The following is a 14366-nucleotide window of genomic DNA, read 5'->3' on the forward strand; positions in this document are numbered from 1 at the left end:
CATCGGATCCGTTTCATTCCAATGCCCGGCCTTGCGGCCGGGCATTTTCGTTTGGGCGTCAGAGCAGAAGCAGTGCCCAGAAGGAAACGGTCACCACGCCTGCCGCGGTCGAAAGTGTGATCACGGATGCGGCAAGCCCCTGCCCCACGCCGAAGCGGCTCGCAATCAGCCAGGCATTGATGCCGGTCGGCACCGAAGACGTCAGAACAAGTGCTGCCGTCCATTGCGGTGAGAGGCCAAGCAGGGTCGAAGCGACCCAGACCACCGCCGGCATCAGGCCGAGTTTCAAGAGCGAGATGCTCGTTGCGATCCGCACATTCCCTGCCATCCCGTACTTGTTCAAGGTCATGCCGAGCGAGATCAGCGCGGCCGGCGCCGCCATCCCGGCCACCTGCGCCACGACACCGTCGATCATCGCAGGCACGGGCGTGCCCAGGATCTGCAGCAGGATGCCGCCCGCAAGACCGATAATCAGAGGGTTGCGAACGAGGTTCATGCCCACCTGCTTCACGACGGACAGGATGCCCTCCGCTTTGCGGCCGCCGCTCTTCTGCTCGGCCCGCTCCATGGCAATCACACCGGCGATCATCATCAGCGGCAGGTGTATGGCGAGCAGGATCGACATGGCAACGATCCCTTCCGGCCCGACCGTACGCTCGACGAGTGGCAGACCGATGAAGACATTGTTGGCAAAGGCGGATGATACGCCTGCCAGTACACCAAGCCGCTGGTCACGCTTGAAGATGCGTGTCGCGACCAGATGGCCCACCGCCCAGGCAACGAAGACGCCGGAGAAATAGGCAATCCACAGACGGAAAGGAGAAGCCCCGTGGAAGTCGGCATTGGCGATGGTTCGGAGCAAAAGCAGCGGCACCGCCACCTTGAAGACGAAATCGCCGAGCCCGTCGCCAATATCTGCGGCGAGGATCTTCAGCCGGACGAGGGCCCAGCCGAAAAGAATCAGAATGAAGATGGGAAGGACGTCCTGGGCAACGGCTGTCATGAAAATCGACTCGGGAAATGGCAAGATGAGACCTTCTTAGGCCCCCTGCCGATCCCAGCCAATCCGCCACAAACGACAAAAGCAGGCCATTGCCTGCTTTCACGCCCGGCCTCATGCCGGGTTGGGATCCGCCGCCAGTACATCCGTGGTCGGCTCTCCCGTGTAGGACCGGGGATGGTCCAACCGGACGTCCAGGGGAGATGGCCGTCCTTGTGTCGATCCCTAACCTGTCGATGTAACGACACGATGACGTTGATCCGCTTGCCCCTTCCCATCGCTGGAAAAACGGCTATGACCGTCTGACCAAGCAAACGGAGCCCCGCCCACCATGAGCCAGTTCGATGTCCTGACTGTCGGAAACGCGATCGTCGACATTATTTCTCGCTGCGACGACCAGTTTCTGATCGACAACGGCATCACCAAGAGCGCCATGAACCTCATTGACGCGGAACGCGCCGAACGGCTCTACGGCATGATGGGACCGGCGGTGGAAGCCTCTGGCGGCAGCGCTGGCAACACGGCGGCCGGCATTGCGAATTTCGGCGGCAAGGCTGCCTATTTCGGCAAGGTCTCGGAAGACCAGCTCGGCGAGATCTTCACGCATGACATCCGCGCCCAGGGCGTGCATTTCGAAACCCGCCCGCTGGGCAGCCAGCCGCCGACCGCCCGCAGCATGATCTTCGTCACCGAAGACGGCGAGCGCTCGATGAACACCTATCTCGGCGCCTGCGTCGAATTCGGCCCCGAAGACGTTGAGCCGGAAGTGGTGGCAAAATCCAAGGTCACCTATTTCGAAGGCTATCTCTGGGATCCGCCGCGCGCCAAGCAGGCGATCCTCGATTGCGCTCGGATCTCCCATGAAGCCGGCCAGGAAATGTCGATGACCCTGTCCGACAGCTTCTGCGTCGGGCGTTACCGCGCTGAGTTCCTCGAGCTCATGCGCTCAGGCACCGTGGACATCGTCTTCGCCAACGAGCAGGAAGCCCTTTCCCTCTACGAGACCGACAGCTTTGCCGAAGCGCTGGATCGCATCGCAAAAGATTGCAAGCTGGCCGCCGTTACCATGGGCGATCAGGGAGCGGTGATCGTCAAGAATGACCAGCGCATCCGCGTGCCGGCAACGAAGGTCGAGACCGTCGTCGACACGACCGGGGCCGGCGATCTCTTCGCCTCCGGCTTCCTTTTTGGCTACACGAACGGCCGAAGCCTTGAAGACTGCGGCCATCTCGGCTGCTATGCCGCGGGCGTCGTTATCCAGCAGATCGGCCCGCGTCCGATGATGTCCCTCCAGAAGGGTGCAGCGGCAATCAGCCTTATTTGAAGGCCTCGCCGGGATAGGCGCCCCAGATCTCGTTCTGCGAGAGCCAGCCACTGACGCCGCCCGTCTCGGCGCGGCACCAGTTGCCGTTGCATTCGCTGAGCTTGAGCACCACGCCGGGCTCGAGCTTGGCAATGACGGCGGACGATGAGTTGGAATCGCGTCGCATCATCACATAGACATTGTCGCCATTGCCCCGCATCCACGGGGCGGCAACCGCCGTCCGTTCGCCTGTGAGCAATGTCTGATTGACCCAGCCCTCGGTGCCGTCGGCATCGCGGATCTGCCGCCAGTTTTCGTATTCGCGGATGATCTCCACCGGCAGGCCGGATTTCATGTAGCGCCAGGACACCGCATAGTCGGTGCTGGGCCCGATGCGAAGATTGACCTTTTCGGCCTTGAGACTGACAAAGCGGGGCAGCGGCAGGCCGCTCGATCCCTTGGTCGTCGATTGCGCATGACCGGCCATCGGGCCGGCCACGAGAGCCAGCGCAAGGACGCTGAAGGCTAGGCTGACGCGGCACAGATTATGAAACATGGTCATTCCGGGCTAAGCTATGGAAATGAAGTGCTTTCTTACCGCCCCGTCACGCGTCACGCGGGTTTCGGACAAATCCGCCACGAGCCGACGAGTTTTGTTTGTCTTCGCCGACGGGTTTGGTAGAAATTGCCTTCCTGAGGAGCGAAGTATCCCGCGACTTGGTTAACGAGTTCTGAAGAAGGCATCGGTCCGGTCCATGACGAACAGGAAAAGACCAAGGGTCTATATCACGCGGAAACTGCCGGATGCCGTGGAAACGCGCATGCGGGAGCTGTTCGAGGCGGAGCTGAACGTCGATGACAAGCCGCGGACGCGCGAAGAATTGATCGCGGCCGTGAAGACGGCGGACGTTCTCGTGCCGACCGTAACGGACCGAATCGATGCAGCGCTCATCGCCGAAGCGGGTCCGCAGATGAAACTGATCGCCAGTTTCTCGAACGGCACGGATCATATCGACATCGATGCGGCCGCGAAGAAGGGCATCACCGTCACCAATACGCCGAATGTCCTGACCGAAGACACCGCCGACATGACCATGGCACTGATCCTCGCGGTCCCGCGCCGTCTGGTGCAGGGTGCGCGCGTGCTCATGGACAAGCCGGGCGAATGGGAAGGCTGGTCGCCCACCTGGATGCTCGGGCGCCGCATCTGGGGCAAGCGCATCGGGATCATCGGCATGGGCCGTATCGGCACGGCCGTTGCCCGCCGTGCCAAGGCCTTCGGTCTCTCGATCCACTACCACAACCGCAAGCGCGCCAACCCGGCCACCGAAGAAGAGCTGGAAGCAACCTACTGGGACAGCCTCGACCAGATGCTCGCCCGTGTCGACATCGTCTCGGTGAACTGCCCGTCGACGCCAGCCACTTTCCACCTGCTATCGGCGCGCCGTTTGGCCCTATTGCAGCCCACAAGCTATGTGGTGAACACCGCCCGCGGCGATATCATCGACGAAGACGCTCTGGTCCAGGCTTTGCGCGCGGGCAAGATCGCCGGTGCCGGTCTCGACGTCTTCGAGAACGAGCCTGCGGTCAATCCGAAGCTGGTGAAGCTCGCCAATGAGGGTAAGGTGGTGCTCCTGCCGCATACCGGCTCGGCCACGATCGAAGGTCGCACCGATATGGGCGACAAGGTCGTCATCAACATCCGCACTTATTTCGACGGCCATCGCCCGCCGAACCGTGTCCTGCCGAACCGCGGCTGAGGCCGTCAGGCCAGGTGCTTCTGCATCTCGATGAAGGTGATGCGGTCGTAGCCTGCATGGCTCTTTTCGGCGGTGCGGACGAAGCCCCAGGCACCAAACCGTCTGTGGTTGCCGGTAAGTTCGATCCGCGTCTCGAGCCGCAGGGTGGGCTTGCCAAGATCCCGGGCGATCGCCTCCGCCTCGGTTAGAAAACGGCTGCCGATCCCAGACCCTTGCGCCTCAGGCGAGACCGCGAGCTTGCCGACATAGAGGAAGCCCGGCTCGGGCCGCAGGAAAGCGCAGCCGAGAAGCCGTCCATCGACTTCGGCAGTCAGGCCGATCTCGTCCCGCGCCTTGTCCTTGAGAGAATCGACAGTCAGCCGATGCGCGGAGGAGGGTGGGTCGATCACGCCGTCCATATAGGCGAAAGAGCCCATGATCAGCGCCAGAAGTTCCTCGTAGCGATGGAAACTCTCATCGATCCGTTTGATCGTCACACTCATATCCCTGTCCGTCTCTTGTAGCGCACCGTGTCGAAACGAGCGGCAAGCCCGTCATACATCAGGAGCCGTCCAACCAATGGCTCCCCGATGCCGGTAATGACCTTGATCGCCTCCATCGCCATCAGCGTGCCGATGACGCCGGTGAGGGCCCCGATCACGCCCGCTTCCGCACAGGCCGGCACGAGGCCTTCGGGCGGCGGTTCGGGGAAGAGGTCGGTGTAACGTGGATAGGCAAGACCGTCAGGCCCGCTCTCATAGGGTTTGAGAACGGTCACAGTGCCATCAAAGCGCCCGACAGCCCCGGTCACCAATGGCACCGTAGCGCGCTCTGCCGCATCCGCTGCCGCATAACGGGTGGTAAAATTGTCGGAGCCATCGATCAGCAGCGTATAGCGCGGCAGGTAATCCCGGGCGAACTCGGCGGTAAAGCGCTCTTCATAGCGCATCGTGCGGCAATTCGGGTTGAGCCGGGCAATGGCGCGCGCGGCACTCTCCGTCTTCTTCTCGGAAAGCGTGCCCGTGTCATGGATCACCTGCCGCTGGAGATTGGAAAGCGATACGCCGTCGTCATCGACGATCCCGAGCGTGCCGACACCCGCTGCCGCCAGATATTGCAGCACGGGCGAGCCGAGCCCACCCGCCCCGATCACCATCACGCGTGCGGCTTTGAGCAATTGCTGGCCATGACCACCCACTTCGGGCAACAGGATATGGCGGTGATAGCGGGAGAGTTCTTCAGGCGATAGCGGATCCATGGAGGTCACCTTGCCACCGGCATGGTCTGAAGGAAAGCAGTGTCAGCCATCGATCTGCCCGTCCTTGATGGTCACGAACTGAGCCCGATCCCCGAGCGCCGAAAACATCGCCCTGTCGGTCCCCGTCATGAAGGCCTGGCCGCCGAGGGCATCGATGCGGGCAAAAAGCGCTGCCCGCCGTCCTTCGTCCAGGTGTGCGGCGATTTCGTCGAGCAGCAGGATCGGCGCAAACCCGGTCATCGTCGCCACTAGCCGTGCATGGGCCAATATGAGCCCGATCAGCAATGCCTTCTGCTCTCCAGTGGAGCAGCGCTCCGCATCCATGTCTTTCTCGATGTGGCGGACGATCAGATCAGCCCGATGCGGTCCGTCGAGCGTGCGCCCGGCTGCGGCATCCCTGTGCCGCGACTGGGCGAGGATCTCGATATACCGCTCTTCAAACTCGAAAGCCGGCAGGTCGGCCAGGTCATCGAGGAAGCCGGAGAGCGCGAGAGATGCGGATGGAAATGCGGATGTGTCCCGATCCGCCTCGATCAATCCCGAAAGCAGCCCAAGCATCTCCCGCCGCGCTGCGGCCATCGCGACCCCGAGTGCTGCCATCTGCTGTTCGATGCCGGAGAGCCAGCTCGGATCGAATCGTCCCTCCGAAAGCAGCTTGTTGCGGCTGCGCATCGCCCGCTCGAAGTCGTTCGCGCGCCGCCCATGGGCGGGGTCGAGTGAGAGCACCAGGCGGTCGAGAAAGCGGCGTCGATCCGCAGAGGGGCCGGTGAAAAGCCCGTCCATCGCCGGCGTCAGCCAGAGCACGCGCAGGTGGTCGGTGAGTTCGTCGACGGATTTCGCCGGCGACCCGTTGATCCTCAGTCTGCGGACGAGGTTGTCCTCTTCCGTCGTCTCGGTGCCCGTGCCGATATCGGCTTCGCCGGCCATGCCCTCGATAGCGGCAAAGACCGTGAAGCTCCCCGCGGCCCCGACCCTCGGAATGTCGGAGAGCACCGCTCGGCGAAGGCCACGTCCCGGCGACAGAAAGGAAATCGCCTCCATGAAATTGGTCTTACCTGCGCCATTGTCGCCGACCAGCACAACATGCCGCCCGTCCAGCGTCAGGCCGGCCTGCGTGTAGTTGCGGAAGTCGCTGAGTTTGAGCCGGTGGATCTGTGTCTTCTGGGTCATCGGTCGGAATCGTTGTCGCCTTGAGCTAGGCCGATTGGCCGGCGATGGCAAGGCGCAAGCGCCAATCTCTGGTCGATCGGGCCATGCGGCGCTTGGCGACATGGAACGATGCAGTGAACGTGGTAGTTTGAGCAGATAGCCGAGCCCGGAGGCCGAGCCATGCCCCTGCATTCCGATGATCTGACCCCTGAAGAAGCCCGCCGCGACCATTGGGAGATGCTGGGCTTTCTGGCGCTCAACGCCAGCTTTGGAGCGGCCCTTGGTTTTCTGGTGGCCTTTGCCATCGTCTGGCTCGATTTTGGCGGCCTGGGCACGTCGCTCGCCCGATCCAGCCACCCGATCTTGCCGACCATCATGCTGGCCGTTCCTCTCGCACTGACTTTCGCGGCCGCCGTCACGGCATCGGCCGTCATGACGATGCCTTATCGCAAGAAGAAGCAGCGCTGAAGCAAGGATGCCAGACGGCGTTTGACCGCGCCCGCGTCTTGCGGCATCTAGGCCGTATCGAGACGATGGAGAGCCCCATGGACACGCAGGACGAACGCATCACGCGTCTGGAAGAGACCGTTGCGCATCAGATGCGTATCATCGAGGAGCTGTCTGACCAGCTGACGGAACAGTGGAAAGTGGTCGAACAGACGCGGGCGAAGCTTGATCGTCTGACGGAGCGCTTCCTGTCCCTGGAAGAGCAGGGCCTCGAAGCCCCCGCCATCACCCGCCCGCCGCACTACTGAGCGGCACGATCCTTCTTGGCGAACCCTGTCAGCACCGCGTCGACAAGATGCGTCAGCTGTCCGCGCGATGCATCCAGACGCCCGGTGAGCAATCGCTGCCAGCAAAAGCTGGAGAAAAGTTCCATGACCAGCGGAATATCGAGTTCGGCCCTGATCTCTCCGCGCGCTACGCCCCTCTCCAGGATGATGCCGCTTGCCCTGCAGCGCGTGACCGCATAGTCCCGCAGCGCTTCCAGAGCCGCTGGATCGCTCTGCGCCTCGGCAATAATCGACCGGAACACCTCTCCGCCACTCTTCTTCCAGAACCCGAGCAGGGTCTCGAGGAAGGCGGTCAGATCCCCCCGCGTGCTTCCGGTGTCGGGATAGAAGGTCTCACCCTTCTGCCGATGATAGACGTCGAGCAGGAGTGCCGCCTTGGAGGGCCACCAGCGATAGATCGTCGGCTTCCCCGCCTTGGCCCGTCGCGCCACCGCTTCGATGGAAAAGGCAGACAGCCCGCCTTCGCTCAGGATCTCGGCCGCCGCCGTTAGAATGGCGTCCTCGCTGGCGGGGTTCCGTTGCGCGCCGATCGATGTGCGCTTTGTGATGTCGGGTGCGGTGCTCGTCACAGTTTGTGCTCCTTTGCCCGATCCTTAGCAGAAAAATCTATTGAACGAAACGGCCCGTTTCAATATAAACGAAACGTACCGTTCTGATGGAGCTTCCCATGACCCATATCTCCGCATCCCGACCGATCCCCTCGAAGCACAGGCTCGCCCTGTTGATGCTCCTGGTGATCTACCCCTTCGTCACCGCGATCCTCTACGTCCTGATGCCGCTCACCGAGGGTTGGCCGATCTGGGCCCGCACGGCGCTTCTTGCGCCGATTATGGTGCTCTCGATCGTCTATGGTATCGCGCCCGCGATCCAGAAGCACTTTGCCTGGTTCATCCTGCGGCAACCGCGCATGATCGCCTGAATCCATGCGAAAAGGGGCGGCCCTATAGGACCGCCCCTTGCAAATCTTGTCTGTGTTCTGCGGCGCTCAGTCGCTGAGCGTATCGAAGAAATCCTTCATCCGGGCGAAGAAGCCCGTCGATTCCGGATTGTTCTCCTTCGACGACAGCTGCTCGAACTCCTGCAACAGCTCGCGCTGCCGCTTCGTTAGCTTCTGTGGCGTCTCGATCTGGATCTGGATGTAGAGATCACCAACCTGCGTCGAGCGCAGAACCGGCATGCCCTTGCCCTTGAGGCGGAACTGTTTGCCGGGCTGGGTGCCCTCCGGAACCGTCACGCGTGACTTCGTACCATCAAGCGTCACCACGTCGAACGTGCCGCCGAGGGCCGCCGTCGTCATCGAGATCGGCACGGAGCAATAGAGATCCGCTCCGTCGCGCTGGAAGAACTCGTGCGGTTTGACCGACAAGAAGATGTAGAGATCGCCTGAGGGACCGCCGCGCAGTCCCGCTTCACCTTCGCCCTGCAGACGAATGCGCGTGCCATCTTCGATCCCCGAGGGAATGCTGACGGAGAGCGACCGTTCTTCGGTGACGCGGCCTTGGCCGTGGCACTTGCCGCAGGGATCGCTGATCGTCTGGCCACGACCGTGACAGGTCGGGCAGGTCCGTTCGATCGAGAAGAAGCCCTGGGCCGCACGCACGCGCCCCGAGCCCTGACAGGTCGTGCAGGTCTTCGGCTGGGTGCCGGGCTTGGCGCCGGAACCGGTGCAGACATCGCAGGTGATCGAGGTCGGAACCCGGATCTGCGCCGTCTTGCCGGTAAACGCCTCTTCGAGGCTGATTTCCATATTGTAGCGCAGGTCGGCACCGCGTTCGCGGCCACCTGTCGACCGGGCACGACCGCCGCGGCCGCCACCCATCATCTCGCCGAAAATGTCCTCGAAGATGTCGGAGAAGCCACCGCCGCCGGCAAAGCCGCCGCCGCCGAAACCGCCGCCGCCCATGCCGCCCTGTTCGAAGGCAGCATGGCCGAAGCGGTCATAGGCCGCGCGCTTCTGCGGATCCTTCAGGGTTTCATAGGCCTCGTTGAGTTCCTTGAACTTCTTCTCGGCTTCATCGTCACCCGGGTTTTTGTCTGGGTGGTATTTCATCGCCAGCTTGCGGAAGGCGCTTTTCAGCTCCTTCTCGTCTGCCGTACGGGCGACCCCAAGGGTCTCGTAGAAATCTGCCTTTGCCATCGTCTTACAAAGCCCTCAAAGCTTTCACAACGCTCGTGTGGCTGCCCGCTGCCTTGCCGGCCTGCTTGTCGCAAGCCTGCATGTCTTTCTGGAAATCGGACGCGGCCGACATCGCATCCTGCATGAGCAGCTTGCGGGCATCGCCCTTGCTGATCAGCCCGTCAGCGGATGTCACTGCAGCGAATGCCAGCGAATGGGCGGCCATGTCGCAGGAGGAAACTTCGCCACCGCTCTCGCGCCGTTGAAGCGCGGTTTCGATGATCTTGCCGAGTTCATTGCCGATGCGGGAAAGGGAGTTGCTGTCTTTCGCGGAAATCGCCTTGGCCACTCTGGCCTCGGCGGCGCCCACCTGGCGGTGAACGGCGCTGACCTGCCCCCTGTCCTGTGCCATGGCACCGGTCGTCAGGATCAACGAAATGGCGGCTGGCCCGAGGGCCAGCCAGCACGTGGAACGGCGTCCGAAGCGACCCTGCATCAGGCCGACTTCTTCGCGTCTTCGTCCTTCACTTCTTCGTAGTCGGCGTCGACGACATTGTCATCCTGGCCGCCTTCAGCATTGCCATTGCCACCCTCGGCCTGCTGGGCCTCGTAGATGGCCTGACCGAGCTTCATGGACACTTCCATGAGGGTCTGGGTTTTCGCGGTGATGTCTTCAGCCGACGGCTCGGAGGCTTCGGTTGCGGCCTTCAGGGCAGCAATCGCATCCTCGATGGCCTTGCGGTCGGTTTCCGAAACCTTGTCGCCATATTCCTTGACCGACTTCTCGGTGGAATGAACAAGGCTTTCCGCCTGGTTCTTGGCTTCGACCACAGCGCGACGCTGCTTGTCGGCCTCGGCATTGGCTTCGGCGTCCTTCACCATCTTCTCGATGTCGGCGTCGGAGAGACCACCAGAGGCCTGGATGCGGATCTGCTGTTCCTTGCCGGTGCCCTTGTCCTTGGCCGAAACCTGGACAATGCCGTTCGCGTCGATGTCGAAGGTAACTTCGATCTGCGGAACGCCACGCGGCGACGGCGGCAGGCCGACGAGGTCGAACTGGCCGAGCAGCTTGTTGTCCTGGGCCATTTCACGTTCGCCCTGCGAAACGCGGATGGTCACGGCCTGCTGGTTATCTTCAGCGGTCGAGAAGGTCTGGCTCTTCTTCGTCGGGATCGTCGTGTTGCGGTCGATCAGGCGGGTGAAGACGCCGCCGAGCGTTTCGATGCCGAGCGACAGCGGGGTCACGTCGAGCAGCAGAACGTCCTTGACGTCGCCCTGAAGAACGCCGGCCTGGATGGCGGCGCCGAGTGCGACGACTTCATCCGGGTTCACGCCCTTGTGCGGCTCCTTGCCGAACAGCTGCTTCACGACTTCCTGCACCTTCGGCATGCGGCTCATGCCGCCGACGAGAACGACTTCGTCGATATCGGCAGCGGTAACGCCGGCATCCTTGAGGGCTGCCTTGCAAGGCGCGATGGTGCGCTGGACGAGATCATCGACCAGGCTTTCAAACTTCGCACGGGTCAGCTTCATCGTCAGGTGCTTCGGACCGGAAGCGTCAGCCGTGATGAAGGGCAGGTTGATTTCGGTCTGCTGCGAGGACGACAGCTCGATCTTGGCCTTTTCAGCGGCTTCCTTCAGGCGCTGCAGGGCAAGCTTATCGCCCTTCAGGTCGATGCCCTGGTCCTTCTTGAACTCGGCTGCCAGATATTCGACGAGACGCATGTCGAAGTCTTCACCGCCGAGGAAGGTGTCGCCATTGGTCGACTTCACTTCGAAGACGCCGTCGCCGATTTCCAGAACCGAGATATCGAAGGTACCACCGCCAAGGTCGTAAACAGCGATCGTCTTGCCGTCCTTCTTGTCGAGGCCGTAAGCGAGAGCAGCAGCCGTCGGCTCGTTGATGATGCGCAGAACTTCAAGACCCGCGATGCGGCCGGCATCCTTGGTTGCCTGGCGCTGCGCGTCGTTGAAGTAAGCGGGAACGGTGATGACGGCCTTTTCGACCTTTTCGCCGAGATAGGCTTCAGCCGTTTCCTTCATCTTCTGGAGGATCATGGCGGAGATCTGCGAGGGCGAGTAACCCTTGCCTTGGGCTTCGACCCAAGCGTCGCCATTGTCACCCTTGATGATCGGGAAGGGAACGAGGCCCTTGTCCTTCTCAACGGTCGGATCTTCGTGACGGCGGCCGATCAGGCGCTTGACCGCGAAGAGCGTGTTGGTCGGGTTGGTGACCGCCTGGCGCTTGGCCGGCTGGCCGACGAGGCGTTCGCCGTCGTCCGAAAATGCAACCATCGAAGGGGTGGTGCGCGCACCTTCCGAATTTTCGATGACCTTCGCATCCTTGCCGTCCATGACGGCGACGCAGGAATTGGTCGTTCCAAGGTCGATACCGATTACTTTTGCCATGTCATTCTCTCCTTGAAGCAGGCCGTCGGAACCCCAATCAGGCATTCCTGACAACCCCTCGACGTGGATGTCTGGGATATACTGCAGCGCTGCTGCGGTTATGTCGCGTATATAAGAAGCGGATTTTCCGACTGCAAGGCTGGAAATCCGCCGAAAACCGGTAAAAAAGAACAGATTGGCGCTGCAGCTTCATGTGCTTTGCGGCGCCGGTCCGCCCTGATCGATCGGGCATGCTAGTCAGTCGGCCTTGCGTCAGGCCGACGGCGTCTTGCTGTCCACATGTGGGCTCTATTGTCCGAGGATCAAGTCGAGAAGCGTGGTCCGTCGCGTCCCCTGTTCGCCGCCGACCTCAGCCGGGGGCACCGGCCCCGAAGACCCGGTTACTTCTCCGGCGGGAACAGGCCCTGACGGATACTCTTCCGCATAGACGGGGTCGCCAGAATAGCGCTCCTCGCCGCCGCCTTGCAGCACGTCGGAGATGATTGTGCCGATCGTCGCAGGCTCCTCGGCGGGTGCCGGTTCGAAGTAGTCGCCACCCGGCAATGGGGCGGGTGCAAGCCCCTGATGGGCAGCCGTCATGAAGTCATGCCAAGCCTTGGCGGGAAGCCCTCCGCCGGTCACCTTCTTCATCGACTGACCGTCGTCATTGCCGAACCAGATACCGGTCGTAAGATTGCTCGTGTAACCCACGAACAGCGCGTCGCGGAATGACTGCGTCGTTCCCGTCTTGCCTGCGGCTTCCCAGCCGGAAAGCTGTGCCTTCTTGCCCGTGCCATGGTCGATGACATCGCGCATCATCGCATTCATCGCCGCAACCACGCCGTCGTTCAAAACCTTCGGCGGCTCGAGATAATTGTTCTCGTAGAGGAGAGACCCGTCGGCCTTGGAGATCCGGCGCACGATATGCGGCGTCGCCTTGTAGCCGCCGTTCATGAAGGGCGCGTAGGCGGCCGTTAGTTCGAGCAGCGAGACTTCCGAGGTGCCGAGCGCGATCGAGGCATTGTTCTGCAGCTCCGATTCGATGCCCATCCGATGCGCCACCTTGATCACCTGATCCGGACCGACTTCCATCACCAGCTGTGCGGCAATCGTATTGAGCGAATCGGCAAGCGCCTGTGTCGCGGTCACTTGTCCCCGGTACTTCTGGTCATAGTTCTCAGGCGTCCAGGAACCGATCCTGATCGGCGCATCGTTGCGCACCGATGTCGGACGCAGTCCGTTTTCGACGGCAGCGGCATAGACGAAGGGCTTGAAGGCCGATCCCGGCTGGCGCTTCGCCTTGACCGCGCGGTTGAACTGGCTTTCCGCATAGTCGCGCCCGCCTACGAGCGCCCGGATAGCACCCGTACCGTCGATGGAGACAAGCGCTGCCTGCGATGCTTTGACCTTTTCGCCCTCAGCCGAAAGCGATTCGGTCAGCGCCGCCTCGGCCTTCTTTTCGAGCGTCATGTCGATGGTCGTCTCGACCACGATATCTTCTGTCACCTTGCCTATCAGCATGGTGACTTCATCGCGCACGAGATCGGCGACATATTGGCCCGCACCACTCCAGTAGCGCTTAGCCTTGGTCGGCGGCTGCGACATGGCCGTCTTGATCTCGTCCGCGGTGATATAGCCCTCTTCCAGCATGGCCTGCAGCACGACCTGCGCCCGGGCCTCAGCCGCTTCCGGATCGCGCGCCGGTGAAAGTCGCGAGGGCGCTTTCAGAAGCCCGGCCAGAAGCGCTGCCTCGCCGAGGTTCACGTCACGCGCCGACTTGTTGAAATAGCGCCGCGCCGCGGCCTCCACGCCATAGGCGTTGGAGCCGAAGAACACTCGGTTCAGATACATCGCCATGATCTGATCCTTGGTGTATTTCTGCTCCAGCCAGAAAGCGAGCAGCACTTCCTGCACCTTGCGTTCGATGGTGCGCTCAGGCGAGAGGAAGAGGTTCTTCGCCAACTGCTGGGTGAGCGTCGAGCCGCCTTGCACGGCGCGCCCGCTCGTCACATTGGTCAGGATCGCGCGTGCGAGACCAAGCGGGTCGACGCCGAAATGCGAGTAGAAGCGCCGGTCCTCGATCGCCATGACCGCCTGCGGAATGAACGGCGACATCTCCTCGAGCGGCAAGGCTTCCCCGCCGGTTGCCCCGCGATTGGCGATGACGGTGCCCTCGACCGAGACGATCTTCATGTTCGGCGGGCGCTCGGGGATCGACCAGCTGCTGGCACTCGGCATTTGCGAGCCGTAATAGGCGACCAGTCCGACGACGCCGATGCCGCACCAGATCGACAGCACGAAACCCCAATAGATCAGCCGCCCCAGTCCGAAGCCGCCGCCGCTACTGCTTTTGGCCTTGCGGCCTCTCTGATTGCTGGACTTGCCGCGTTTGGCGGTCGGTTTGGACTTCTTGGCCCCTGCGCGAACCTGCCGTCCGCCAATGACGCGGTCATCCGCGTCGAGCCGAAAATCCTCGTCTTCGCGCTCTTCGTCGAAGCTCGGCTCAATGCGGTCGCGGGATTTGCCTCGGCTCACCATTGCGGTGATCTTGCTCCAGATGTTCGCTGTGCGATGCTTTCAGCCCGCACGAAAATTGCTTCAAGAAATCTCGGTCGATCG

15 protein-coding genes are annotated in these 14366 nt (G+C 62.1%); 5 read left to right on the forward strand and 10 right to left on the reverse strand.

Features of this window, described 5'->3' with window-relative positions:
* Window positions 1-58: 58 nt before the first annotated feature.
* Window positions 59-1003, reverse strand: a complete 945-nt coding sequence (locus C0V73_RS13740) for an AEC family transporter (protein ID WP_102020565.1) — start codon at window positions 1001-1003, stop codon at window positions 59-61.
* Between the two features lie 328 nt (window positions 1004-1331).
* Between C0V73_RS13740 and C0V73_RS13745 the strand changes: the two genes are divergently transcribed.
* Entirely contained in the window at window positions 1332-2324 is a 993-nt protein-coding gene (locus C0V73_RS13745) for an adenosine kinase (RefSeq protein WP_102020566.1), read from the forward strand.
* On the opposite strand, the gene C0V73_RS13750 is transcribed toward C0V73_RS13745, so the two are convergent.
* Entirely contained in the window at window positions 2317-2859 is a 543-nt protein-coding gene (locus tag C0V73_RS13750; RefSeq protein WP_102020831.1) for an SH3 domain-containing protein, read from the reverse strand. The genes C0V73_RS13745 and C0V73_RS13750 overlap by 8 nt on opposite strands.
* Window positions 2860-3058: 199 nt before the next feature.
* On the opposite strand from C0V73_RS13750, the gene C0V73_RS13755 reads away from it, so the two are divergent.
* Complete coding sequence (locus tag C0V73_RS13755) at window positions 3059-4063, forward strand: D-glycerate dehydrogenase (RefSeq protein ID WP_102020567.1); 1005 nt, start codon at window positions 3059-3061, stop codon at window positions 4061-4063.
* Between the two features lie 5 nt (window positions 4064-4068).
* On the opposite strand, the gene C0V73_RS13760 is transcribed toward C0V73_RS13755, so the two are convergent.
* The 3 genes from C0V73_RS13760 to recF are packed head-to-tail and all read right to left on the reverse strand — an operon-like array spanning window position 4069 to window position 6470.
* Window positions 4069-4545 (reverse strand): GNAT family N-acetyltransferase, encoded by a 477-nt coding sequence (locus C0V73_RS13760; RefSeq protein ID WP_102020568.1) that lies wholly within the window; start codon window positions 4543-4545, stop codon window positions 4069-4071.
* Window positions 4542-5300 (reverse strand): molybdopterin-synthase adenylyltransferase MoeB, encoded by a 759-nt coding sequence (gene moeB / locus C0V73_RS13765; RefSeq protein ID WP_102020569.1) that lies wholly within the window; start codon window positions 5298-5300, stop codon window positions 4542-4544. The genes C0V73_RS13760 and moeB overlap by 4 nt, the downstream gene beginning before the upstream one ends.
* A 42-nt stretch (window positions 5301-5342) precedes the next feature.
* Window positions 5343-6470, reverse strand: coding sequence for a DNA replication/repair protein RecF (gene recF / locus C0V73_RS13770; RefSeq protein WP_102020570.1), 1128 nt, complete (start codon window positions 6468-6470; stop codon window positions 5343-5345).
* Between the two features lie 159 nt (window positions 6471-6629).
* Between recF and C0V73_RS13775 the strand changes: the two genes are divergently transcribed.
* Together C0V73_RS13775 and C0V73_RS13780 are read left to right on the forward strand one after the other, a co-directional pair.
* A complete protein-coding gene (locus C0V73_RS13775) occupies window positions 6630-6917 on the forward strand; it encodes a hypothetical protein (protein WP_102020571.1) in 288 nt (95 codons plus the stop codon).
* A gap of 77 nt (window positions 6918-6994) precedes the next feature.
* On the forward strand, window positions 6995-7204 hold the full coding sequence (locus C0V73_RS13780; protein WP_102020572.1) for a SlyX family protein: 210 nt from the start codon (window positions 6995-6997) through the stop codon (window positions 7202-7204).
* Here the strand turns inward: C0V73_RS13780 and C0V73_RS13785 are convergent.
* Window positions 7198-7812 (reverse strand): TetR/AcrR family transcriptional regulator, encoded by a 615-nt coding sequence (locus C0V73_RS13785; protein ID WP_102020573.1) that lies wholly within the window; start codon window positions 7810-7812, stop codon window positions 7198-7200. The two genes, C0V73_RS13780 and C0V73_RS13785, sit on opposite strands and share 7 nt — an antisense overlap.
* A gap of 98 nt (window positions 7813-7910) precedes the next feature.
* Between C0V73_RS13785 and C0V73_RS13790 the strand changes: the two genes are divergently transcribed.
* A complete protein-coding gene (locus C0V73_RS13790; RefSeq protein ID WP_245407972.1) occupies window positions 7911-8162 on the forward strand; it encodes a hypothetical protein in 252 nt (83 codons plus the stop codon).
* A gap of 66 nt (window positions 8163-8228) precedes the next feature.
* Here the strand turns inward: C0V73_RS13790 and dnaJ are convergent, their stop codons facing one another.
* From dnaJ to C0V73_RS13810, 4 genes are all read right to left on the reverse strand, one after another.
* Complete coding sequence (gene dnaJ / locus C0V73_RS13795; RefSeq protein ID WP_102020575.1) at window positions 8229-9380, reverse strand: molecular chaperone DnaJ; 1152 nt, start codon at window positions 9378-9380, stop codon at window positions 8229-8231.
* A 4-nt stretch (window positions 9381-9384) separates the two neighbouring features.
* Window positions 9385-9855: a hypothetical protein gene (locus C0V73_RS13800; protein WP_102020576.1), complete on the reverse strand. Its 471-nt coding sequence runs from the start codon at window positions 9853-9855 to the stop codon at window positions 9385-9387.
* The gene (dnaK, locus tag C0V73_RS13805) at window positions 9855-11768 is read right to left on the reverse strand and encodes a molecular chaperone DnaK (protein ID WP_102020577.1); all 1914 of its coding nucleotides are present in this window, start codon (window positions 11766-11768) and stop codon (window positions 9855-9857) included. Before dnaK ends, C0V73_RS13800 begins: the two co-directional genes overlap by 1 nt.
* Window positions 11769-12056: 288 nt before the next feature.
* A complete protein-coding gene (locus C0V73_RS13810; protein ID WP_102020578.1) occupies window positions 12057-14285 on the reverse strand; it encodes a transglycosylase domain-containing protein in 2229 nt (742 codons plus the stop codon).
* Window positions 14286-14366 lie beyond the last annotated feature (81 nt).

This window comes from Rhizobium sp. TH135, from assembly GCF_002855515.1.
GTDB lineage: Bacteria > Pseudomonadota > Alphaproteobacteria > Rhizobiales > Rhizobiaceae > Allorhizobium.

Excerpts from the sequence above, each read along its gene's own strand:
- C0V73_RS13740 (WP_102020565.1), bottom strand. The coding sequence starts at position 1,003 with ATGACAGCCGTTGCCCAGGACGTCCTTCCCATCTTCATTCTGATTCTT.
- C0V73_RS13745 (WP_102020566.1), top strand. The coding sequence starts at position 1,332 with ATGAGCCAGTTCGATGTCCTGACTGTCGGAAACGCGATCGTCGACATT.
- C0V73_RS13750 (WP_102020831.1), bottom strand. The coding sequence starts at position 2,859 with ATGTTTCATAATCTGTGCCGCGTCAGCCTAGCCTTCAGCGTCCTTGCG.
- C0V73_RS13755 (WP_102020567.1), top strand. The coding sequence starts at position 3,059 with ATGACGAACAGGAAAAGACCAAGGGTCTATATCACGCGGAAACTGCCG.
- C0V73_RS13760 (WP_102020568.1), bottom strand. The coding sequence starts at position 4,545 with ATGAGTGTGACGATCAAACGGATCGATGAGAGTTTCCATCGCTACGAG.
- moeB (WP_102020569.1), bottom strand. The coding sequence starts at position 5,300 with ATGGATCCGCTATCGCCTGAAGAACTCTCCCGCTATCACCGCCATATC.
- recF (WP_102020570.1), bottom strand. The coding sequence starts at position 6,470 with ATGACCCAGAAGACACAGATCCACCGGCTCAAACTCAGCGACTTCCGC.
- C0V73_RS13775 (WP_102020571.1), top strand. The coding sequence starts at position 6,630 with ATGCCCCTGCATTCCGATGATCTGACCCCTGAAGAAGCCCGCCGCGAC.
- C0V73_RS13780 (WP_102020572.1), top strand. The coding sequence starts at position 6,995 with ATGGACACGCAGGACGAACGCATCACGCGTCTGGAAGAGACCGTTGCG.
- C0V73_RS13790 (WP_245407972.1), top strand. The coding sequence starts at position 7,911 with ATGACCCATATCTCCGCATCCCGACCGATCCCCTCGAAGCACAGGCTC.
- dnaJ (WP_102020575.1), bottom strand. The coding sequence starts at position 9,380 with ATGGCAAAGGCAGATTTCTACGAGACCCTTGGGGTCGCCCGTACGGCA.
- C0V73_RS13800 (WP_102020576.1), bottom strand. The coding sequence starts at position 9,855 with ATGCAGGGTCGCTTCGGACGCCGTTCCACGTGCTGGCTGGCCCTCGGG.
- dnaK (WP_102020577.1), bottom strand. The coding sequence starts at position 11,768 with ATGGCAAAAGTAATCGGTATCGACCTTGGAACGACCAATTCCTGCGTC.
- C0V73_RS13810 (WP_102020578.1), bottom strand. The coding sequence starts at position 14,285 with ATGGTGAGCCGAGGCAAATCCCGCGACCGCATTGAGCCGAGCTTCGAC.